Source organism: Actinoplanes aureus, from assembly GCF_015704865.1.
GTDB classification, from domain to species: Bacteria; Actinomycetota; Actinomycetes; order Mycobacteriales; family Micromonosporaceae; genus Actinoplanes; species Actinoplanes aureus.
The window spans coordinates 39158-60625 of sequence record NZ_JADQTO010000010.1 but is presented as its reverse complement, the minus strand read 5'-3'; the positions used below and the strand labels follow the sequence as shown (position 1 = coordinate 60625).

The 21468-nt window shown below is 71.6% G+C and carries 17 protein-coding genes; 11 read left to right on the top strand and 6 right to left on the bottom strand.

Translation table 11 applies throughout. From position 1 onward, the window contains the following. Nucleotides 1-26 precede the first annotated feature (26 nt). The 3 genes from I4J89_RS21715 (at nt 27) to I4J89_RS21705 (ending at nt 4691) form a co-directional block, all read left to right on the top strand. Nucleotides 27-185 (top strand): hypothetical protein, encoded by a 159-nt coding sequence (locus tag I4J89_RS21715; protein ID WP_196415855.1) that lies wholly within the window; start codon nt 27-29, stop codon nt 183-185. Nucleotides 186-264: 79 nt separating this feature from the next. Further along, nucleotides 265-4395: a SpoIIE family protein phosphatase gene (locus I4J89_RS21710; protein ID WP_196416082.1), complete on the top strand. Its 4131-nt coding sequence runs from the start codon at nt 265-267 to the stop codon at nt 4393-4395. Next, on the top strand, nt 4392-4691 hold the full coding sequence (locus I4J89_RS21705; protein WP_196415854.1) for an STAS domain-containing protein: 300 nt from the start codon (nt 4392-4394) through the stop codon (nt 4689-4691). The genes I4J89_RS21710 and I4J89_RS21705 overlap by 4 nt, the downstream gene beginning before the upstream one ends. A gap of 2 nt (nt 4692-4693) precedes the next feature. Here I4J89_RS21705 and I4J89_RS21700 read toward each other — a convergent pair whose 3' ends face one another. The 3 genes from I4J89_RS21700 to I4J89_RS21690 are packed head-to-tail and all read right to left on the bottom strand — an operon-like array spanning nt 4694 to nt 6775. Further along, on the bottom strand, nt 4694-5899 hold the full coding sequence (locus tag I4J89_RS21700; protein ID WP_196415853.1) for an NAD(P)/FAD-dependent oxidoreductase: 1206 nt from the start codon (nt 5897-5899) through the stop codon (nt 4694-4696). Nucleotide 5900: 1 nt separating this feature from the next. Beyond that, nucleotides 5901-6290, bottom strand: a complete 390-nt coding sequence (locus I4J89_RS21695) for a hypothetical protein (protein ID WP_196415852.1) — start codon at nt 6288-6290, stop codon at nt 5901-5903. After that, nucleotides 6290-6775: a DUF2231 domain-containing protein gene (locus tag I4J89_RS21690; RefSeq protein WP_196415851.1), complete on the bottom strand. Its 486-nt coding sequence runs from the start codon at nt 6773-6775 to the stop codon at nt 6290-6292. The genes I4J89_RS21695 and I4J89_RS21690 overlap by 1 nt, the downstream gene beginning before the upstream one ends. 80 nt (nt 6776-6855) lie before the next feature. On the opposite strand from I4J89_RS21690, the gene I4J89_RS21685 reads away from it, so the two are divergent. Both I4J89_RS21685 and I4J89_RS21680 read left to right on the top strand, forming a co-directional pair. Then, nucleotides 6856-7524, top strand: coding sequence for a helix-turn-helix transcriptional regulator (locus I4J89_RS21685; protein WP_196415850.1), 669 nt, complete (start codon nt 6856-6858; stop codon nt 7522-7524). Then, nucleotides 7521-9344 (top strand): glycoside hydrolase family 15 protein, encoded by a 1824-nt coding sequence (locus tag I4J89_RS21680; RefSeq protein WP_196415849.1) that lies wholly within the window; start codon nt 7521-7523, stop codon nt 9342-9344. The genes I4J89_RS21685 and I4J89_RS21680 overlap by 4 nt, the downstream gene beginning before the upstream one ends. A gap of 49 nt (nt 9345-9393) precedes the next feature. On the opposite strand, the gene I4J89_RS21675 is transcribed toward I4J89_RS21680, so the two are convergent. Then, nucleotides 9394-9663, bottom strand: a complete 270-nt coding sequence (locus tag I4J89_RS21675; protein ID WP_196415848.1) for a hypothetical protein — start codon at nt 9661-9663, stop codon at nt 9394-9396. 135 nt (nt 9664-9798) lie between these two features. On the opposite strand from I4J89_RS21675, the gene I4J89_RS21670 reads away from it, so the two are divergent. Continuing rightward, nucleotides 9799-10155, top strand: a complete 357-nt coding sequence (locus I4J89_RS21670) for a winged helix-turn-helix transcriptional regulator (protein WP_196415847.1) — start codon at nt 9799-9801, stop codon at nt 10153-10155. On the opposite strand, the gene I4J89_RS21665 is transcribed toward I4J89_RS21670, so the two are convergent. Next, a complete protein-coding gene (locus I4J89_RS21665) occupies nt 10068-11129 on the bottom strand; it encodes an EamA family transporter (RefSeq protein WP_196415846.1) in 1062 nt (353 codons plus the stop codon). The genes I4J89_RS21670 and I4J89_RS21665 overlap by 88 nt on opposite strands. Before the next feature lie 69 nt (nt 11130-11198). Between I4J89_RS21665 and I4J89_RS21660 the strand changes: the two genes are divergently transcribed. After that, the gene (locus tag I4J89_RS21660; protein ID WP_196415845.1) at nt 11199-11750 is read left to right on the top strand and encodes a CGNR zinc finger domain-containing protein; all 552 of its coding nucleotides are present in this window, start codon (nt 11199-11201) and stop codon (nt 11748-11750) included. A gap of 156 nt (nt 11751-11906) precedes the next feature. Beyond that, nucleotides 11907-14711, top strand: coding sequence for an FAD-binding and (Fe-S)-binding domain-containing protein (locus tag I4J89_RS21655; protein WP_196415844.1), 2805 nt, complete (start codon nt 11907-11909; stop codon nt 14709-14711). Nucleotides 14712-14724: 13 nt separating this feature from the next. Here the strand turns inward: I4J89_RS21655 and I4J89_RS21650 are convergent, their stop codons facing one another. Further along, nucleotides 14725-15255, bottom strand: coding sequence for an STAS domain-containing protein (locus I4J89_RS21650; RefSeq protein ID WP_196415843.1), 531 nt, complete (start codon nt 15253-15255; stop codon nt 14725-14727). Nucleotides 15256-15422: 167 nt separating this feature from the next. On the opposite strand from I4J89_RS21650, the gene I4J89_RS21645 reads away from it, so the two are divergent. From I4J89_RS21645 to I4J89_RS21635, 3 genes are all read left to right on the top strand, one after another. After that, nucleotides 15423-17552 carry a transglycosylase domain-containing protein gene (locus I4J89_RS21645; protein ID WP_373688151.1) on the top strand — a complete coding sequence of 710 codons (2130 nt, stop codon included), beginning with the start codon at nt 15423-15425 and terminating at the stop codon, nt 17550-17552. An 86-nt stretch (nt 17553-17638) separates the two neighbouring features. After that, nucleotides 17639-18004 carry a hypothetical protein gene (locus I4J89_RS21640; RefSeq protein WP_196415842.1) on the top strand — a complete coding sequence of 122 codons (366 nt, stop codon included), beginning with the start codon at nt 17639-17641 and terminating at the stop codon, nt 18002-18004. Further along, nucleotides 17982-21467 (top strand): P-loop domain-containing protein, encoded by a 3486-nt coding sequence (locus I4J89_RS21635; RefSeq protein WP_196415841.1) that lies wholly within the window; start codon nt 17982-17984, stop codon nt 21465-21467. The genes I4J89_RS21640 and I4J89_RS21635 overlap by 23 nt, the downstream gene beginning before the upstream one ends. Nucleotide 21468: the final 1 nt, after the last annotated feature.

The window sequence follows — 21468 nt, the reverse complement described above, 5'->3', positions numbered from 1 at the left end:
GGAACACGACCCGCATGCCTTGCCTGATGCTGCGTACGCTCGTGGTGGCCCCATGGCTGCTCGCCCTGCTCATTCACGCCGACGCCGGCCCGCGCCCGGTCGTGCTCGCGCTGGCCCTGGTCTCGGTCTGGGCGGTCCCGCTGGCCCGCGACTGCCGCCGGACCCGAACGTCGTTCACCCCCTGAGGTGAGGCGAGTGGGGCCCGGGCACGCTACCGTTCGGTACGGGTCCGGGCGTGGCTGTGGTGGGGAGAACGCGTAGGTGATGGGCGGCACTGGCCACGATCGGCTTCCCACTGCGGGGATCGACGTCTTCACCGGTGGTGGGGAGGTCGGCCGGGATCTCGCCGCGGTGGACTGGGAGTCGACGCCACTGGGACCGCCGGCCGGCTGGCCGCAGAGCCTCCAGACCGCGGTCAGCATCCTGCTGTCCTCCCGGTTCCCGATGTGGATGGCGTGGGGACCGGAGCTGACCTTCTTCTGCAACGCCGCCTACCGCCGCGACACGCTGGGCCGGAAATATCCGTGGGCGCTCGGCCGGCGGGCGAGCGAGGTCTGGGCGGAGATCTGGGACGACATCGGCCCGCGGATCGCCACGGTGCTCGGTACCGGGCAGGCGACCTGGGACGAGGCGCTGCTGCTGTTCCTGGAGCGCTCCGGGTACCGGGAAGAGTCGTACCACACGTTTTCCTACAGCCCGCTGCGTGACGACGACGGCGCGCTCGTCGGCATGCTCTGCGTGGTCAGCGAGGAGACCGAGCGGGTCCTCGGCGAGCGGCGCATGGCGACCCTGCGTGACCTCGGCTCGGATCCCAGCGTGGTCCGCACCGAGCTGGAGATGCTCACCTTCGTCGGCCAGCAGCTCAGCCGTAACCCGCGCGACCTGCCCTTCACCCTGACCTACCTGTTCCAGGACGACGGCCGGGCCCGGCTGGCGGCGGCAACCGGCATTCCGGCCGGGCATCCGGCCGCCCCGCTCACCGTCGGGATCGAGGGTGCCGGGGAGGTCTGGCCGGCGGCGACGCTGGCCCGGGCTGAATCCGCACTCGTCGACCTGGACGACGCCGGTCTGCCCGGCGGTGACTGGCCGGAGCCGCCCACGCAGGCGCTGCTGGTGCCGCTGCTGCGACAGGGCGCCGCACCGTACGGCTTTCTGGTGGCGGCCCTGAACCGGTATCGCGCGCTGGACCATGCGTACCGGGGGTTCGTCGAGCTGGCCGCCGGGCACGTGGCGGCCGGGATCGCGAGTGCCCGCAGCTACCAGGCACAGCAGCGGCGGGCCGAGGAACTGGCCGAGCTGGACCGGGCCAAGACCGCGTTCTTCTCCAACATCAGCCACGAGTTCCGTACCCCGCTGACCCTGATCATGGGCCCGGTGCAGGAGCTGCGCGCCTACCTCGGCGACGCCAACGAGCGGGTCCGCGAAGAGCTCGACGTGATCAACCGCAACGCGCTGCGGCTCGGCAAGCTGGTCAACACCCTGCTGGACTTCTCCCGCATCGAGGCGGGCCGGATGCAGGCGCGGTACGAGCCGGTCGATCTGGGCGTCAGCACGGCCGAGCTGGCCAGCGCCTTCCGGTCGGCCGTCGATCGGGCCGGGCTGGCGTTCGAGGTGGACTGCCCACCGCTGTCCCCGGCGGTCTACATCGACCGCGGCATGTGGGAGAAGGTCGTCCTCAACCTGCTCAGCAACGCGCTCAAGTTCACCTTCGAGGGTTCGGTCCGGGTGGCGGTGCGCGCCGAGGAGGGTCAGGCGGTCGTCACCGTCGCCGACACCGGCATCGGTGTGGCGGAGAAGGAGATGCCCCGGCTGTTCGAACGGTTCCACCGCATCGAGAACGCCCGATCGCGCTCCAACGAGGGCAGCGGCATCGGCCTGGCCCTGGTGAAGGAGCTGGTGGCGCAGCACGGCGGCACGATCACCGCGGACAGCGAGGTCGGCAAAGGGACCGTCTTCACCATCCGGCTGCCGTTCGGCGCCGGTCACTTGCCGGCCGACTCGCTGGGCCCGGCCGCCGGGGCGGTCGCCGTGTCGGCCACCGCCGATCCGTACGTGCAGGAGGCGCTCCGCTGGCTGCCGAACGGCGTGGAGCGTCCCGAGGTGGCCTCGCCCGCCCCGGCGAACGCCAACCCGGTGAAGGTGCTGGTCGCCGACGACAACGCGGACATGCGCGACTACCTGGTCCGGCTGCTGCGCACCGCCGGGCACCGGGTCGACGCGGTCCGCGACGGCCAGGAGGCGCTGGTGGCGGTCCGCGTCGACACCTACGACCTCGTGGTCAGCGACGTGATGATGCCCCGCCTGGACGGTCTGCAACTGGTCGCCGCCCTGCGCGCCGATCCGCGTACCGCCGGCACCCCGGTGCTGCTGCTGTCGGCCCGGGCCGGGGAGGAGGCCTCGATCGAGGGCCTGGAGGCCGGCGCCGACGACTATCTGGTCAAGCCGTTTTCCGCCGCCGAGTTGCTCGCCCGGGTGCGCGCGAACGTCGAACTCGCCCGGCTGCGCACCCATCACGCCCGGTGGCGTACCGCGCTCGTCGACTCGCTCCAGGAGGCGTTCTTCGTCTGCGACGAGAACGGCGCGGTCATCGAGATCAACGCCGCGTTCACCGACATCCTCGGCTTCGGTCCGGAGGGCCTGCCGTACGCCCCGATCCATCCCTGGTGGCCGCGGGAGGAGGTCGACGCCGAGGCGTACCAGCTGGTCGCCGACGCCTTCGCCACCCTGCTGCGGCAGACCCACGGCAGCTACACCATCCCGGTGGACCACCGCGACGGGCACCGCCTGTGGGCCGCGGCCGCCTTCAACCAGGTGGTCGACCCGGACAACGGGCGCCGGGTCATCGTCGGCACCTTCCGTGACGTCACCGACGAGCACTACGCGATCCAGCGGGAGAGCGCGCTGGCCGGGCTCAGCCTGCGCCTGTCCGAGGCCGACGACCTCGCCGACGGCCTGCGCGGCGCCCTCGACGAGCTGCACGAGCTGTGGCACGCGAGGTACGTGCTCGCCGCGGTCTTCGAGGACGACTCCGCCGACCCCGCCGTGACCGCGACCGATCCCGGGCTGCGCTGGGCCGGGCTGCCTGAGGCGCGCCGGGAGACCCTCACCGCGCTGCGGGACCGCCCGCTGCTCACCCCGGTGGCCGAGCGGACGGCCGGCGCCGGGATCGTGCTGGAACATCCGCGGGGGACCCTGGTGCTCTGGGTCGAGCTGGGCGAGAAGCGCCCGTTCACCGAGCAGGACCGGACGCTGCTGGCCCTGCTCGCCGGCCACATCGGTCAGGGCCTGCGCCGCGTGCACCAGATCGACCAGCAGCGGGAGACCGCGCTCGCCCTGCAACGCGCCATCCTCGGCCCGGCCGAGCTGCCGATCGGTTTCGCCGTCCGCTACGAGCCCGCCACCCGCCCGCTCAAGGTCGGCGGCGACTGGTACGACACCGTGCGACTGCCGGACGGCCGGATCGGGATCGTGGTCGGCGACTGTGTCGGCCACGGTCTGCCGGCCGCCACGGTGATGGGGCAGCTGCGCAGCGCCTGCCGGGCCCTGCTGCTCCAGTTCGCCAGCCCGGCGCAGACGCTGACCGCCCTGGACCGGTTCGCCGCACAGCTGCCCGGAGCGCCCTGCGCCACCGTCTTCTGCGGTGTCCTGGACCCCGGCACCGGGCACCTGCGCTACTCCAGCGCGGGCCACCCGCCGGCGGTCGTGGTCGACGCCGCCGGCGCACCGCACCTGCTGGATCGGGGACAGTCCCGCCCGATCGCGGTCAGCTCCGACGGCCCCCGGACCGAGGCCGAGTTCACCGTCCCGCCCCGAGCCACCCTCATGCTCTACACCGACGGGCTTGTCGAACGCCGCCGGTACCCGGTCAGCGCCGGTATCGAGCGGGCCACGGCCGCCATCCAGGCCGGCCAGCGCACACCCGTCGAGGAACTCGCCGACGACGTGATGACCCGGCTGGCCCCGGCCGACGGCTACGACGACGACGTCGCCCTGCTGCTGTACCGCCACCCCGCGCCCCTGGAGATCGAGTTCCCCGCCGACGCGGCACGCCTGGCCCAGGTGCGCGGTGCCCTGCGCGGCTGGCTCGAGCTCTGCGGGGTCGACCGGATCATGGCCCAGAACGTGCTGGTCGCCGCCGGCGAGGCGTGCGCCAACGCCATCGAGCACGGGCACCGCGACGCGCCGGCCGGCCGGATCCGGCTGAGCGCGACCGCCACCGTCGAGGATTTGCGTCTGGTCGTCGTGGACAGTGGTCGATGGAAAATCCCGCAGTCCGCGCTGGACACTCACCGGGGGCGCGGGCTGATGCTCATGCGTGCTCTGATGCAGGAAGTCACCGTCACCACCGGCCTGGCCGGCACCACCGTTGAGATGCAGGCAAGGATCAGCCCATGACCACCCAGCTCAGCCTCACCACCGGTCCGCGCTCTGACGGAGTCATGGTTCTGACTCCTGTCGGCGAGATCGACATGAGCAACGCGGGCACTTTCGCGGCCGCCCTCGCCGAGGCGCTCGGGCGCGCCGGTAGCGATCAGCTGGTGGTCGACCTCACCCGGGTGGAGTACATCGACAGCGCCGGGCTGGCCGCCCTCTTCGAACACGTCGAACGTATCCAGCTGGTGGCCGGCCCGTTGCTGGCCCCGCTCCTGACCATCGCCGGCCTGGCCGACCTGACCACCGTCGAAGGCTAGATCTAGAGCAGTTCGGCGAGGGACACCGCCGGGTCGGCCAGCGCTTGCTCGTCGACCGCGCGGCCGGCCCAGCCGGCCCGGACCAGCGCCTGGATGTCGTCCTGTACCTCCCAGACGTCGGCGTTCAGGCCGGCCAGCACGTGGCCGCCGGCGACCCAGAAGGCCAGGAACGGCCCGGCCGGGTCGCCGCGGAGGACGACCCGCTCGTAGCCGCCGGTCTCCACCCAGCCCGCGTACTCCATGCCCCGCTCGTACTGGTCGGTAAAGAAGTACGGCACCCGGTCGTAGCGCACCGCCTCGCCGAGCATGGCGCGGGCGGCGGCCCGGCCGCCGTCCTGCGCGTTGGCCCAGTGCTCCACCCGGATCCGCCGGCCGAGCAGTGGATGCTCGATCGCTGCCACGTCACCGGCGGCGAAGATGTCCGGATCGCTGGTACGCAGGCCGGCGTCGACCACCACGCCGTTGTCGACGGCCAGCCCGGCGCGCTCCGCCAGTTCGGTGGCGGGCGTGACCCCGACGCCGGCCAGCACCAGGTCGGCGGGCAACTCCGTGCCGTCGGTGAGGACGACCGCGGAGTCGCGGATCTCGCGTACCGCCGCTCCGAACCGGAACGTCACCCCGTGCGCGCGGTGCAGGGCGGTGAAGACCTCGGCGATCTCGTCGCCGAGGATCCGGCGCAGCGGCGCCCGGTCCTGCTCGACCACGGTCACCTCGGCGCCGTGCGCGCGGGCCGCCGCGGTCGCTTCCAGGCCGATCCAACCGGCGCCGATCACCACGACCCGGCGGGCCGCGGGCAGGTCGTCCAGCAGGCGGTCGGCGTCGGGCAGCGAGCGCAGATACCGTACGCCCGCGTGTTCGGCCCCCGGCACGTCGAGGAGGCGTACCCGCGAGCCGGTGGCGAGCAGCAGCCGGTCGTAGGTGACGGACTCGCCGCCGGCCAGGATGACGGTGTGTGCGGCCGGGTCGAGGCCGGTCGCCCGTACCCCGAGTCGCAGGTCCACATCGTGTGCGGCGTACCAGCCGGCGTCGTGCACGTACGCCTTCTCCCGGGGCGCGGTGCCCAGCAGGTACTCCTTGGACAGCGGCGGCCGCTCGTACGGTCGCTCGCTCTCCTCCCCGATCAGCATGATCGGGCCGGTGTAGCCGGCCGCGCGCAACTCCTCGGCCGCCTTGGCCCCGGTCAGTGACGCGCCCACGATGACGTGCATCTCAGCTCACCTCTACCGCGACCAGCAGCACCAGCACCAGCGTGGCGACCGCGAACAGCCCGTGCCCGGCCACCACCGCGACCGGGAAGTGCGCTTCCGCGCGGTCGCCGTGCCGGGCCGGCAACCAGCGGGCGAACATCGCGAACCCGAGCAGCGCCACCGGCAGCAGCAGCCCGAAGGCCGTCCAGGCCAGCGTCCGGTTGTCCCACACCAGGTAGCCGATCCAGACCAGCAGCCCGATCACCGCCAGCGCGAAGTGGCCGAAGACCAGCCCCGGCGCCAGCCGGGACCCGCTGTCCGGATGGTGACCGCCTTTCGCGACCCAGCGGGCGAGCAGGACGAACCCTCCGGTTGCGGTGATCAGCCAGGTGATGAGTGCGGCGCCGGCCATCAGGAACCCTCCTTCGTGTGCTGCTGAATCGCCTCGGCGGCCACCCGCACTCCGTAGCGGTAGGCCAGTTCTCCGCCCAGATATCCGCCGGCGGTCAGTCCGGCCAGGCTTGCCGCGGACAACGCGAGCGGACCCCAGCCGACCGGTTCGCCGCCGGCTTGGTCGCTGGTCGCGCGCCAGAGAAACCCGATGGCGTACGCGACGACGACAGTCCCGTTGATCGCCATGTGAGTCACGGCGACCCGGAACACCCGGGTGCCCGCGCGCAGGGTGAGCAGGTCCAGGACACCGGCCAGCGCCGCCGCCACGGCGCCCAGCACCCCGATCCCGATCAGCCACCGCGCCCCCGTGACCAGGAATCCCGGGTCGCCCACCAGGTGGGAGGCGATGTCGAAGACGAAGCTGGCGATCCAGGCGCCGATCGGCACCGCGACGAGCGCCGGGTGCAGCGGGTGACCGTCCACGGTGACCTCCAGCATTTTCATCAACGACCGCTGGTGTTATTCACCATCCTGGACCCGGGCCACGTAAGATTTCCACTAACGAGGGTTGGTGATAATCGCTGATGGTGCACACACCCGATCCGTGGACCGCCGCCGCGGCACTGCTGGACTCCTCCCGCCGTGCCCTGTACGACGCCGTCCGCCGCGCCGGCCGCCCGGTCGCCCGCGACGAGGCCGCCGCCACCACCGGCATGTCCCGTGGCCTGGCCGCCTTCCACCTCGACAAGCTCGTGGACGCCGGCCTGCTCACCGCCCGCTACGAGGCACCCGGCGACCGCCCGCGCGGCCGCGGCCGTACCCCGAAGGTCTACGAGGCCACCGGCGACGGCGTCACCGTGACCGTGCCGGAACGCCGCTACCAGCTGATCGCCGAGATCCTCGCCGCCGCGGTCGACGACGACCCGGCGCACGCCGACGCCGCCGCCTCCCGGCACGCTCACCAGCGCGGCCACGACCTCGGCGCCGCCTGTGCCGCCGGGGGAGCGGCCCTGCCGGAGGCGCTGACCGGCCTCGGCTACGAACCGGAGGCCGCCGGTGGTGAGGTGCTGCTGCGCAACTGCCCGTTCCACGCCCTCGCCGGCGCGCACACCGCCCTGATCTGCGGCCTCAACCAGGCCTTCCTGGCCGGCCTGCTGACCGGTATGCGAGTCACCGACCGGCAGGCCGTCCTGGCACCGGACCCGGGCCGGTGCTGCGTGGCGCTGACCGGCACGGGAGGTGGGACGGGATGAGCAGCCTGCCGATCGCCGCGCACGCGCTGCTGTCCGATCGCCACTCCGCCGCCCTGGTCACCACCGGCGGATCGATCGACTGGTTGTGCTGTCCCCGGTTCGACAGCCCGTCGGTGTTCGGCCGGCTGCTCGACCCCGGGGCCGGCCACTGGTCGATCTCGCCGGCCGGCGAATACACCGGTACCCGCCGCTATCTCGACCGCACCCTGGTGCTGGAGACCACCTTTCGGACCGCTACCGGTGCGGTGAGCGTGACCGACGCGTTGACGATGGGGCCGGACAACCACGGGCACGAGCTGGGCCGTGGCGTACCGCACCTGCTGATCCGCAGTGTCACCGGGCTCACCGGGCAGACCGACATGAACGTGAGCTACCAGCCGCGCCCCGAGTACGGCCTGCTGCGGCCACTGCTGTCCCACGTCGACGGCGGGGTGACCGCGCGAGGCGGCGCCGAGTGGCTGGTCCTGTCCAGCCCGGTCCCGCTCGACCTGGCCGACTCCACCGCCACCGCACGGTTCACGCTCCGGGCCGGCGAGACCGTACGGTTCTCGATGCACCGCTCGACGCTGGAGGCGAAGCCGGCGCGGATCTGGTCGCCGGACGAGCTGGCGGACCGGCTGGCCGCGACGGTGGCGGCGTGGCGGTCCTGGTCGGACCTGCACCAGAACTACGACGGCCCGTGGCGTGACCTGGTACGGCACAGCGGCCGGGTCCTTCAGGCCCTGACCTTCCAGCCGACCGGCGCCATCGTCGCGGCCGCCACCACCTCGCTGCCCGAGCAGCCCGGCGGCGCCCGTAACTGGGACTACCGGTACTCGTGGGTGCGCGACGCCAGCTTCACCATGGAGGCCTTGTGGGTGGCCGCCTGCCCGGACGAGGCGAACGACTTCTTCGCGTTCCTGACCACCGCGGCGGCCGGCGCTGTCGGCGAGGGCACGCCTCTCCAGATCATGTTCGGGGTCGGCGGCGAGCACGATCTCACCGAGCGTACGTTGCCGCACCTGTCCGGCTGGCGCGACAGCCGCCCGGTCCGGGCCGGCAACGACGCCTGGCGGCAGGAGCAGATCGACGTCTACGGCGAACTGCTCGGTGCCGCCCACCGGCTCGCCGACCAGATCACCGACATGGACGACGACATGCGCGGTTTCCTGGTCGCGCTCGCCGACGCCGCCGCTCGCCGCTGGCGGCAGCCGGACCAGGGCATCTGGGAGGTACGCGGCGAACCCCGGCACTTCGTCTACTCGAAGGTGATGTGCTGGGTCGCGCTCGACCGGGCCGTGAAGCTGGCGGACCGCCTGCACGCCGGCGACCGGGTGGCGGCGTGGACCGCCGCCAAGGAGGAGATCCGGCGGGCCGTCCTGCGGGACGGCTGGAGTGACTCCGCCGGGGCCTTCACCCAGTACCCGGGCTCCGGCACCCTGGACGCGTCGAACCTGATGATGGCGATCGTCGGTTTCCTGCCCGCCGGCGACCCGCGCATGCTGGCCACCATCGAGGCGATCGCCGACCGGCTCACCGACGAGCGTGGGCTGGTCTACCGGTATCGCACCGAGGACGGGGTCGACGGTCTGACCGGGGGCGAGGGCACTTTCCTGTTGTGCACCTTCTGGCTGGCACACGCCCTGGCGATGGCGGGGCAGCCGGAACGGGCCCGGGAGGTGTTCGCGCGTGCCGCCGGTTACGCCAACGACGTGGGGTTGCTCGCCGAGGAGGTCGACCCGGACACCGGTGAGCTGCTCGGCAACTTCCCCCAGGCGTTCAGCCATCTCGGCCTGATCAACGCGGCCTGGGCCATTCAGCAGGCCGAACAGCGCCGGTGACAGCGATGGGCCGCGGCCGAACCGGCCACGGCCCATCAACTACTGTTCGTCACCGCACCCGGTCGAGCATGCGCTGCCAGCGGCTGCGCGGACGGCGTGCCTGAGCGATCTTGCGACCGCCGATCACACCGGCCGCGGTGACGGCCGCGAGCCCCAGAGCGGTGGCCGAGGCGACGGCGGGCCGCTTGCGCACGGTCTCGCCCGCCTGGGTGGTAGCGCTCTTCAGCCGCGAGCCGGTCAGCCGATCCTGGGTGGCGTCGACGTCGGTACCTGCGGCGATGTTCTGTCGGGCACCGACAGTGCTGTCGTAGGTGGTCATCGTGGCCTCCCTGGGTGTGACGGTTGTGGTTCCACCAGAGTTGTGCCCACTCTCGGCCGGGCTAACCCTCACCAGCTGATCATGAAGCGCCCGGCCGGTACGGTGTGTCGAAGCATCGGAGAGGGGCGGTACGCGATGGCGGTGCCCAGGCCGGGACAGCCGGTACGCGGTTCGAGCACCGGCCGCCCGCTGATGGCGGCACTCGACCTGTTCGGCCGCCGATGGAACCTGCGCATCATCTGGGAGCTGCGGCACGGCCCGGTCGGCTTCCGCGCCCTCCAGCAACGCTGCGACAACATGTCCTCCAGCGTCCTGCGGCAACGGCTCACCGAACTGCTCGGCGCCCACCTGGTCGAGCAGCAGCCGGACACCAGCTACTCCCTGACCGAGCTCGGCCACGGCGCCTACCGGGCCTTGCGCCCGCTCGGCAAATGGTCCGACGAGTGGGCCTCCGCCATGGCCGAGCAGACCGGCGACCGGATCTCGTCGTGAGCCGCCGGCGCGGCGGTCACAGCCGCGCCGGCGGCCACCGGCACGGCCGGCTCGGGTGTGGCTTTCGCCGCGACCGGCTCGCCCGGGATGGCGGCGATGCCGGCCAGGATGAGCGCGCCACCGACCATCTGCAGCGGCGTGAGCGCCTCATCCACCACCAGCCAGGCGAAGATCGAGGCGAAGACCACCTCGAGCAGGCCGACGAACGACGCGAGGCGCGAACCGAGCCGGCTCGATCCGAAGATCCCCGAGGCGTACGCGATCGCGGTGGCGAAGACCGCGACCACCGTCAGCGGCACCCACCACGGCGCCGACGAGCCGAGCAGGTGCACGTCCTCGAGGGTCACCCGGAGCGGCACCAGCCCGATCGCCCCGGCGGTGCCGAGGGTGAGGCCGCCCAGCAGCAGGCCGGTGCCGGCCAGCGCCACCGGGGGCAGACCGTCGGCGGGGCGCGCGGCGACCACGAAGTAGACCGCGCAGCCGATCGCGGCGGCGAACGCGAGCACGATGCCGATCGGATCGACCGCCTGCAACGCACCGGGGCCGATCACCAGGACCAGGCCGCCGATCGCGAGCGCCGAACCGAGGAGCACGGCCGGCCGCGGCATCCGCCGGGTGGCCGCCCACGCCCAGAGCACCAGCAGCAGGGGTGCCAGGTATTCCACCAGCAGCGCGGTGGAGACCGGGATGCGGTGGATGGCCGCGAAGTAGGCGAGCTGGGTGAACGCGACGGCGATGACGCCCATCCCGGCCACCCGCCAGCGCGCCCGCCACAGCGCGTCCCAGCGGCCGCGCAGCGACAACAGCACGAACGGCAGCAGCAGGGTCCCACCGAGCAGGGCGCGGGCGGTGACCGCGGCGGCCGGCGACCAGCCGGCCTCGAGCAGCGGTTTGATGAACGCGCCGGACGTGGCGAAGGTGGCCGCCGAGGTCACCGCGGCGACCAGGCCGACGGACTGCTGCGAGAGCTTCACGGCTATCCCCTGTCATGAGCTAAATTAGCTTCGTCCCTGACGCTAGGCCGGGTCCCGTGAGGAGTCAAATTGCTTTTTGCCCCTGACGCCGAGGAGGCGCTGGAGTTCGTCGTCGCACTCGTCAACACCGAGGCGGACGCGTCCCGCTCCGGCGCCGACGAACTCGTCACCGTCGACCAGCTCACCGACCTGCTGGCCCGCTACGGCTACTCGGGGCGCATCGACCGGGACCAGGCCGAGCTGGCGGCGGTCCGGGAGGCCCGCGGGCAGCTGCGCCGGGCGTGGACGCTGGGTCGGGACGACGCCGTCGAGGCCGTCAACCGCATGCTGCGCGAGGCCCGGGCGCTGCCGTACCTGACCCGCCACGACGGCTCGGACTGGCACCTGCACGCCACCGAGCCGGACGCACCGCTCGCCGAGCGGATCCGGGTGGAGGCCGCGCTCGCGCTCGTCGACGTCATCCGGACCAAGGAGACGGGCCGGCTCCGGGTCTGCGGCGCCGACGACTGCACCGGGGTCTTCCTCGATCTGTCCCGCAACGGTTCCAAGCGTTTCTGCAGCGTACGGTGCGGAAATCGGATGAATATGATCGCTTTCCGGGCACGGCGGGCGGAGAGCTGACAACCGGGAGCCGCCGGTCGTATCGCTGACTTCACAGTCTCCTTAGTGCTGTACGGCCTGCGGCGGAGCGGCGACTACCATGTCGGCGACGTCCCAGGCAGGTTCACCGCCGCACCCGCCCAAGGCGGAACAGCACCCGACAGCCTTGGAGATCGCGTGACCAGTGCTGACCTCGTCACCCTCCTGCGCCAGGCCGGTGTCGACGACATCCTGACGGACGCGGCGCACCGGTCGGCGTACGCGAGCGACGCGTCGCTGTACCGGGTGGTTCCGCAAGCGATCGTGCGGCCGCGCCACGACGAGGACGTGGCGGCGGCCCTGCGGGTGTGCCGTGAGCTGGGGGTGCCGATCACCGCCCGGGGCGCGGGCACCTCGGTGGCCGGCAACGCGATCGGACCGGGGCTGGTGCTGGACTTCAGCCGGCACATGAACCGGGTCCTCGAGGTCGACCCGGAGACCCGGACCGCGCGGGTGCAGGCCGGTACGGTGCAGGCCACCCTCCAGGCGGCGGCCAAGCCGTACGGCCTGCGGTTCGGCCCGGACCCGTCCACGCACACCCGCTGCACGATCGGCGGGATGATCGGCAACAACTCGTGCGGGTCGCGCACCCTCGGCTACGGCCGGACCTCGGACAACGTGGCGGCGCTGACGGCGTTCACGATCGACGGCGAGCAGCTGATCACCGGGCCGCGGCTGCAGGGCGCGGAGAAGGTCACACACGCGCTCCGCGAACTCATCGCCGCCAATCTGCAGACCGGCCGCACCGAGTTCGCCACCTTCGGGCGCCAGGTCTCCGGCTACGCGGTCGAGCACCTGCTGCCGGAGAACGGCTTCAACCTCACCGAGTTCCTGGTCGGCAGCGAGGGCACCCTGGCGGTGCTCACCGAGGCGACGGTGAAGCTGGTCGCCGACCCGGCGCACCGCACGCTCGTCGTGCTCGGCTACCCGGACTTCGGCACCGCCGGCGACATCATCCCGACGATCCTGGAGTTCAAGCCGACCGCCTGCGAGGGCCTCGACCACCGGATCTGTGACGTGGTCCGGAGCCGCCGCGGCCCGGACGCCGTCCCGCCGCTGCCCGGTGGCACGGCCTGGCTGATGGTGGAGATCGCCGGCGACGATCCGGACGAGGTCCGCGACCGGGTCTCCCGGCTCGTCGCGGCGGCCGAGGCGGTCGACTCCCTGATCGTCGAGGACACCGCGAAGGCCGCCCCGCTGTGGAAGATCCGCGAGGACGGCGCCGGGCTGGCCGGCCGCGCCCCGTCCGGGCTGCCCGCGCACGCCGGCTGGGAGGACGCCGCGGTGCCGCCCGCGCGGATCGGCGCCTACCTGCGGGACTTCGACGCGCTGACCGAGCGGCACGGGCTGTCCGCGATGCCGTACGGGCACCTCGGCGACGGCTGCGTGCACGTCCGCCTCGACTTCCCGCTGGACAAGCCGGGCGGCCCCGGTAAGTTCCGGGCGTTCCTGGAGGACGCCGCCGACCTGGTGGTCAGCTACGGCGGGTCACTCTCCGGCGAGCACGGCGACGGGCGGGCCCGCAGCGAACTGCTGAGCCGGATGTACTCGCCCGAGGCGATGACCCTGTTCCGGCAGATCAAGCACACCTTCGACCCGGACAACCTGCTGAACCCCGGCAACCTGGTCGATCCGGACCCGGTGGACGCCAACATCCGGGTCTCCCAGGCCCGGCCGGTCACCACCAAGCTGGCCCTGGCGTACCACCACGACGGCGGCGACTTCAACCAGGCCGTGCACCGGTGCACCGGCGTGGGCAAGTGCCGGGCCGACACCACGGTGCTCGGCGGGGTGATGTGTCCGTCGTACCTGGCCACCAGGAACGAGAAGGACTCGACCCGCGGGCGGGCTCGGGTACTCCAGGAGATGCTCGACGGGGACCTCGCGCCGGATTGGCGCTCGGAGGCCGTACACGATGCCCTGGATCTCTGTCTGTCCTGCAAGGGCTGCGGGTCGGACTGTCCGACCGGGATCGACATGGCGGCGTACAAGTCCGAGGTTCTGCATCAGAGCTTCAAGGGCCGCGTGCGGCCGCGCTCGCATTACTCGCTGGGCTGGCTGCCGCGCTGGTCGCGGCTGGCATCGCGGATGCCGCGCCTGGCTAACCTGATGACCAGCCTGCCCGGCCTGCGTGGCCTCGCCCTCTTCCTGGCCGGGGTCGACAAGCGGCGCAACATCCCGGCCTTCGCCGACAAGACCTTCCGGTCCTCCTACCAGCCGGTCGGGACCGGCAAGCCGGTGATCCTGTTCGTGGACAGCTTCACCGACCACTTCTCCCCGGAGATCGCACGGGCCGCCGTCGACGTGCTGGTCGACGCCGGTTACGCCCCGCGGATCACCAGCCGTACGGCGTGCTGCGGCCTGACCTGGATCTCCACCGGCCAGCTCGACGCCGCCCGCCGCATCCTCGGCAACACCGTCGCCGAGCTGCACGAAGCGGCGAAGCAGGGCATCCCGATCGTCGGCCTGGAACCGTCCTGCACCGGCGTTCTGCGCGGCGACGCGGTGGAGCTCGTCGACAACGACGCTGCCCGGGCGGTCGCCGAGGCGACCATGACGGTGGCCGAGCTGCTTGCCGCCACTGACGGTTACACCCCACCAAACCTCGACGGGGTACGGGTGATCGCACAGCCGCACTGCCACCACCACGCGGTGATGGGCTGGGATGCCGACGCCAGACTCCTCAAGCGGGCCGGCGCCACGGTGAAGCGACTCGGCGGCTGCTGCGGCCTGGCCGGCAACTTCGGCGTCGAACGCGGCCACTACGAGGTGTCGGTGCAGGTGGCCGAGCAGCAGCTGCTGCCCGCACTGGAGAAGGCCGAGGAGGGCGACATCCTGCTGGCCGACGGCTTCTCCTGCCGTACCCAGGCCACCGACCTGGCCGGCGCCGAGGGCAAACACCTGGTCCAGCTCCTCCAGGAGCACGGCCGCCGGGCGAACTGACGCCGCACGTCGCCTACCGGTCGTCGCGATCGTCTCGCTCGCGCCGTTCCAGCCGGAGTTCGCGCTGGTGGACGAGGTCTTCGCGGATGTCCTCCCAGTCCCGCCGGGCGTCGAGGGCGTCGCTGCGCTCGTCCAGGAGCCGGTCGCGTTCGTCGGCCAGCAGCTCCCGGTCGGTGAGGCGTTCGTCGCGCTCGTCGTCCGGCAGGTCGGTGATCAGGGCCGGGCTGACGTCGCTGATCTCCGCCAGCCACCTCAGGTACGGCGACGGCCGGAGCAGGGTGAAGGTCGTCTGCTGGCCGGCGCAGCGGTCCTGAGCGCGCAGCAGCACGCGCAGGTCGGCGACGTCGACGAATTCGAGCCGGGCGACGTCGACCACGACATGGCGGGTCCGGGCGGTGAGCCAGCCACCGAGCAGGTCGAGTCCGCGGTCAACGGCGGTGAGTTCCCCGGCGAGGACGACGGTCAGGGTGTCCGCGCTGCTGTGCCGGGCCACCGAGAGCAGGGGCTCGGTGCCGTCGGGCTCGTCGCCGTCGGATGGGTTCATGAGGTGTCCCGGAATGGGTCGAGACTCATGCAGGCCCCGACCACTTTACCGATGTCGCACGGCAGCGCACCCTAGCTGGTCGCCGCGGTTCGCACCATCCGCCACCCGCGTGTGACGAATTCCCCTTATCCTTCGGACCGTCTGACGGGCTCGTTAGCCTGGGTCGGGTGACTGCCGGCAAACCGCTTCGTGAGAATCGTGTCATCCGCAGCGCGGTGCTGCTGACCCTGTGCGGTCTGCTCGCCGGGCTGGTGGTCGCGGCCGCGTCGTTCCCGGCCGTCGCGATGTCCGGCCTGGCCGCCAAGGCCGGCTCGGAGGAGCTGGAAGAGCTGCCCACGGAGCTTGTCGCGCAGTCGTCTCCGCAGGTCTCGCGCGTCTACGCGGCCGACGGCCGGACACAGATCGCGGTCATGTACGACGAGTTCCGCAGCGACGTCCCGCTGGACAGCGTCTCGCAGCACATGCGGGACGCCATCGTGGCGGCCGAGGACCACCAGTTCTTCGAGCACAACGGCGTCGATCTGAAAGGCATCGCCCGCGCTTTCGTCAACAACAACCAGGGCGGCGCGCGGCAGGGTGCGTCCACGCTGACCATGCAATACGTGCGGATGGCGCTGGCCTATTCGGCGACCAATCCGCAGGAGGTCGTGAACGCCACCAAGGACACCGCGTCGCGCAAGCTCGCCGAGATGAAATACGCGATCCAGGTCGAGAAAGAACTGACCAAAGAACAGATTCTCGAGCGCTATCTCAACATGGCGCCGTTCGGCAACGGTGCGTACGGCATCAGTGCCGCCAGCCAGGTCTACTTCGGCAAGCAGCCGGCCGAGCTGACCGTGGCCGAGTCCGCCCTGCTGGCCGGCATGGTCAAGGCGCCGACCGCGTTCGACCCCACCACCGACACCGGTTATCCGCAGGCCCTGGACCGGCGGGACTACATCATCGGCAACATGCTGGAAATCGGGCAGATCACCGCCGCGGAGGCCGCCACCGCGAAGAAGGCCGGGATTCCCCGCAAGACCAAGCGCCCGACCAGCGGCTGCGTCTCGGTGGCGAAGAACCAGTGGGGCTTCTTCTGCGACTACTTCTACCGCTGGTGGCTGGGCCAGAGCGCGTTCGGCTCGACGGCGTACGAGCGGGACCGCCAGCTCAAGAGCGGTGGCTACCAGATCGTCACCTCCCTGGACGTCACCGCCCAGGCCGCCGCCCGCAAGGAGATCACCGAGCGGCAGAAGGACACCGACCCCAACGCGCTGATGCTGGCCGCCGTCGAGCCCGGCACCGGGGCGGTCCGCGCCCTCGCGGCGAACCGCAAGTTCAAGATCGACGACGCGGACGACCCGCAGAACCCGCTCTCCTCGAACCCGGAGCAGGCCGACGAGGGCATCCGCGGCACCTATCCGAACACCACCAACCCGATCATCACCGGCAGCGCGGACGTCGCCGGTTACCAGGCCGGCTCGGTGTTCAAGATGTTCACCATGGTCGCCGCGCTGGAGTCCGGCCTGGGCCTGGACACCACGATCTACTCGCCGCAGCGCTACAAGTCCGGCTACCTCGACTCGGCCGCCCCGCCCGGGTGCGGTGGCTACTACTGCCCGAGCAACGCCTCGGCCAGCGAGGCCGGCAACTTCAACATGTGGACCGCCTTCGGCCGGTCGGTGAACACCTACTTCGTGCCGCTGCAGGAACGTGTCGGCGCGGAGAAGGTGGTCGACGTGGCGAAACGGTTCGGCGTGCAGTTCCGGGCGTCCGACGACGCCACCCGGGCGAACGACCCGGAGCAGGCCCACGAGTGGGGCGCCTTCACCCTGGGCGTCTCCGCGTCCACACCGCTGGACATCGCCAACGCGTACGCGACCCTGGCAGCCGACGGCAAGTACTGCGCGCCGACCCCGGTCGAGTCCATCACCACGGCGGACGGCACCCGGGTCGACGCCGGCCGGCCCGACTGCGTCCAGGCGACCACCACCGGGGTGGCCCGCAAGGCACTCGACGCCGCCCGCTGCCCGGTCGGCGACCGGGCCCAGCTCGGCTCCTGCGCCGGCTCGACCGCGCCGCAGGTGCGCGGCGTGGTCGGCCACCCGGTCTTCGGCAAGACCGGCACCACCGACAGCGACAAGACCGCCGCCCTGGTGGTCGGTACGCGCTCGCTGGTGGTCGCCGGCTACCTGGCCAACCCGGACTGGGCCAGTCACACCGACCGCATGTCGCACAGCATCGTCAACCCCGCGGTGTACGAGACACTCGCCGACTACATGCGCGACCGGCCGGTCGAGGACTTCCCGGCGCCCTGACCGCGCCGATGATCGTCAGAGGTCGATAGGATCGGCGCAATGATCTGCGCTTGATCCGTGTACGTCAGAGATCCCGGGAGTGCTCCGTGATCAAGAGTGCGAACTTCTGGCTGGCCCTGTCGACCGGGACGGTGGGTGCCGTGACTGCCGCGGCCGAGCTGTCCGGCGCCGACAATCCGTCGGTGCTCACCGTGGCCCTCTGGTGCGTCACGGGCGCGGGTCTGCTCACCCTCGCGCTGCTGAACTACGTCCGGATGCGGTCGTCGCCGCCGGAGCGGGCGGCCGTTTCGGGATTCGTGCGGGCCGGCCGCGTTCATGGCGAGGTGACGGGCGCGCAGGTCGCGGATGTCCCGGCGGCCGGGGTCTCCGGCGTCGCCGTCGTCGAGCACGTCGCCGAGAACGGCCGGGTGGTCGGGTTGCGAATCGGCGATGGACGATCAGCCGGAGAGTGAACTCGTACCCCGTGGGTGGGTCGTCGCGGGCGTCCAGCGGTGGCTCGCCGAGGGTGGCACCGCGACCCTGCTCATAACCGGTGCTCCAGGCTCGGGGAAGACCACGGTGGCCGGTCAGCTCGCCGATCTCCCCGACGTCCGCTATCAGCACTTCTGTGACTGGCGGCGCGACTCCACGCAGAATCCGCTCCAGTTCGTGGCCGCGCTCGCCGAGGCGCTGGCGGCGGGTAGCGAGGCGTACGCCCGGGCGCTGCTGGACAGCACGTCGCAGTGGGGACATCGGTTCGAGGGCCGGGTCTATACCGGGTACGCCGGTTCCGGCTCCGTGCAGCAGGGCCTGGTCATCGAGAGAGTCGAACTGTCCGGGCTCTCCGCACACTCCGCGTTCGAGCAGATCATCCGGGTCCCGCTGCGACGGTGTGAGGTGACCGGGATCGTTCTCGTCGACGCCGTCGACGAGTCGCTCGCCTTTGACGAGCACCACAATCTGGTGAGCCTCCTGGCGCACGTGGCGAGGGAACCGGCACCCGGACTGCGGTTCATCGTCACCGCCAAGTCCGGCGAGGAGCGGGTACGGCAGCGGATCATCGCGGATCGCCTGGATCTGGTCGAGGACTGCCCCTACGAGGTGGATCCCGATCTCGTCTCCTACACCGAGGCGCGGTTGCGGCACGTGCCGGAGCAGGACCGATCCAGACTGGTCAGGAAGGCTGTGCGGGCGGCCGAGGGGCTCTTCCTGTACGCCCGTCACGTCACCGTCTCGACGGATGCCGCCGCCGGAACCCTGCCGGCGGGTCTCCCCGGCGTGTACCGCACGTACCTGTCCCGCGAGCTGGCGCCGGAGGTGAGCAGCTCGGACTGGCGGTTGCGGTATCGGCCCGTTCTGGGACTGCTCGCGGTCAGCCGGGGCGACGGTCTGAGCCCGGGCCAGATCTGCGGCGCGACCGGGCAGAGCGAGTCCGAGGTCGACGACGTGCTGCATATGCTGCGGCCGTTCGCGCCGGCCACCGCGACGGGGACCGTCCGCGTCTATCACCGCTCGTTCGCCGAGTTCCTGCTGAACGATGAGGTGTACCAGGTCTATCCGACCGAAGCCCATGCGCGGCTCGCCCGGTATCTCCTCGGCGAGGACCCGGTGCGAGATCCGTACGCGCTGGCTCACCTGCCGTTCCATCTGATGCACGGCGGCCTGCTCGCGCAGCTGGTGGAGACAGCTCGCTGCACGGAGTTCCTGGCGGCCCAGGAGAGCATCGGCGCTTCCGCGTCGGCAACGATTCTCCTGGCCGTCCAGGGAGCCCTCGGGGCCGGCGACGCGAGAACCGCAGTGGCGCTGCTGCTTTCCTTGGGCGAGCACAGCACGACCCCGGCGGAGTACCTGAGTCGCCATGACGTCGCGACCGCCGTGCGCTTGGCGGCGCAGCGGACGGGGGAGTCACGGACGCTGTCGGAGCTGCACATCGCCGCACACGCGGGAACCGGCCCGGACCGCTCCCGGATCCTGGACGACGTGCTCGAGCGCGGCCCAGGCCCGCTGACCGGCGACTTCGAGGACCTCGGTGCGGTACTGCTCAGCACGACGGCGGCCAGCGATCCGCAGCGCAGCTTGAGCGTCGCCGCGCGGGTGCTCGCCGAGTGGGGGCAGCCGGCGTTGGCCGCGCATCTGGTCTCGCGGCGGCTGTTCGCGGCGGCCCGCGTCACCTGCGCGGCGATCAAGGGCCTGCTCATGCGTGGTCGGGTCCGGCAGGGCGTCATCGACGCCGCGCTGGACAGCCGTGCATACCTGAAGGCGGTCGAGCTGTGCCGGGATTCCGCCGCCGAGTTGCAGGGAAAGCGGCTGGCGCCCTGGTCGGCCGGCTCCGAGTCGATGATCTACCGGGCCAAGGCGTTGGCCCTGATCGGCGAAATGGGCCAGGCGATGGCGCTCGTCGGCGAGGACGGTTCCGCCACCGGCCCGTACGCCCGTGCGTCGGTCCTCCTGGCTCATGCCGAGTACCGCGGCCAGCTCGAGGATGCTCAGGAGGCATCCCGTCTGTTCGACCGCGCGCTCGCCGAGAGCGAGTCCAGCCGGGCGGATGTGATCACTCAGCCCTGGTGCTGGCTCGCCGTGGCGGCCACCGCCCGCCGGCTCGGATACCTCACCCCGATGGGCGATGCGGTGGCGCGTGCCGGCATCGACCAGCGATCACGCGGGCTGCTCCAGCACGAGGGCGGGGATCGTCTTCATGACAGCTACTTCCATGGAGTATGCGCGCGCGGCCTCCATCTCGCCTCGGTGCGGGAGCTGGCGCTGCAGAACGACATCGATCGGGCGTTTGGCTATGCGGACCGCGTCATGCGACTGTCCGGGAGCGTGCCGGCCCGGATCGACAACGTGGACGGCTTCGAGGCGCTCACCGTGGTGGCCCGGGCGGCATGGCTCGCCCGGCGGCCGGAGGTCTACGAGATCTGCCTGGGCACGATCCAGGAATACTCGCATCAGCTGCGGCCCGCCTTCCGGGAGGTGGTGCACGCGCGGCTTCGGTGGGCTCTGGAGCCGGTCGGTGGTCCCGGCCTCCCCGAGGACGACGTCGGCGCGGCGGTGCGCGTTCTCCTGCACGATGCCTCGGCGAACACGAAGTCCATCCGGGAAGCGCTCGACGACGCGACCGGTGCCGCGCCGGAGCGGCGCACCATCGAATCGGACTGGACGATCATCTACGAACTGCCCTGGACGGGGCGGGATGCCGCGGTACCGACTCCCGCGCACGACGTCGACGCGCTTCGTACCAGGCTTGGTTCGCTGGCGGACGACCCTGAGATCACGAGCTGGGTGGACCTGAGCCAGCACTATTTCCAGATCGCGATGGACGCGGCACGTCTCGGAGCGGCCGACCTGGTGATCGACGGTGAACGGCGTGCGGGCGAGGCGTGGCAGGCGGCCCGGGATTCGGATACCGACAGTTTCTCCCTCCTCGGGAGGATGGACAGCTACCAGCGACAAGGACACCAGTACGGCCTCTACGGCTGGGACATCCTGGCCGACGAGAACAACGCCGATGTGATCACCCGGTTGTGCGAGCTCAGCGTCGAGGCCGCGGTCCACGACCACGCGGACACCAGTCGCACCATCCTCGACGAGGCGACGTCACTGGCCCAGCGGATCCAGTCCGCCGACCGGCAATCCCTTGCGGCACTGCACATCGTCATTGCCGGCCTACGGTCTGGCGGGATCGTCGCGGCCGACGCGCTCGATCTCATCACCCAGGGCCGCGAGAGCGGGCTGCTCGAGGTGCTCGCCGAACTTCGCGATGTCACCGACCACGCGGCCCGGCAGGGTCTCGTCATCCGGCTGGTGCTCGAACTCGCCCAGAACCCGGCCGCGGCCGTTCGATGCTGCGGCGTACTGGCACACATCTACCCCGGGCAGACCGAGGACATCCGGGCGGAGTTGCGCACGCGGCTGCGGGACCGTTCCGGGGACTAGC

Bases quoted from the DNA above. Each gene is read 5' to 3' on its own strand.
- I4J89_RS21715 (WP_196415855.1), top strand. From the start codon at position 27: ATGCTGCGTACGCTCGTGGTGGCCCCATGGCTGCTCGCCCTGCTCATT.
- I4J89_RS21710 (WP_196416082.1), top strand. From the start codon at position 265: ATGGGCGGCACTGGCCACGATCGGCTTCCCACTGCGGGGATCGACGTC.
- I4J89_RS21705 (WP_196415854.1), top strand. From the start codon at position 4,392: ATGACCACCCAGCTCAGCCTCACCACCGGTCCGCGCTCTGACGGAGTC.
- I4J89_RS21700 (WP_196415853.1), bottom strand. From the start codon at position 5,899: ATGCACGTCATCGTGGGCGCGTCACTGACCGGGGCCAAGGCGGCCGAG.
- I4J89_RS21695 (WP_196415852.1), bottom strand. From the start codon at position 6,290: ATGGCCGGCGCCGCACTCATCACCTGGCTGATCACCGCAACCGGAGGG.
- I4J89_RS21690 (WP_196415851.1), bottom strand. From the start codon at position 6,775: ATGAAAATGCTGGAGGTCACCGTGGACGGTCACCCGCTGCACCCGGCG.
- I4J89_RS21685 (WP_196415850.1), top strand. From the start codon at position 6,856: ATGGTGCACACACCCGATCCGTGGACCGCCGCCGCGGCACTGCTGGAC.
- I4J89_RS21680 (WP_196415849.1), top strand. From the start codon at position 7,521: ATGAGCAGCCTGCCGATCGCCGCGCACGCGCTGCTGTCCGATCGCCAC.
- I4J89_RS21675 (WP_196415848.1), bottom strand. From the start codon at position 9,663: ATGACCACCTACGACAGCACTGTCGGTGCCCGACAGAACATCGCCGCA.
- I4J89_RS21670 (WP_196415847.1), top strand. From the start codon at position 9,799: ATGGCGGTGCCCAGGCCGGGACAGCCGGTACGCGGTTCGAGCACCGGC.
- I4J89_RS21650 (WP_196415843.1), bottom strand. From the start codon at position 15,255: ATGAACCCATCCGACGGCGACGAGCCCGACGGCACCGAGCCCCTGCTC.
- I4J89_RS21635 (WP_196415841.1), top strand. From the start codon at position 17,982: ATGGACGATCAGCCGGAGAGTGAACTCGTACCCCGTGGGTGGGTCGTC.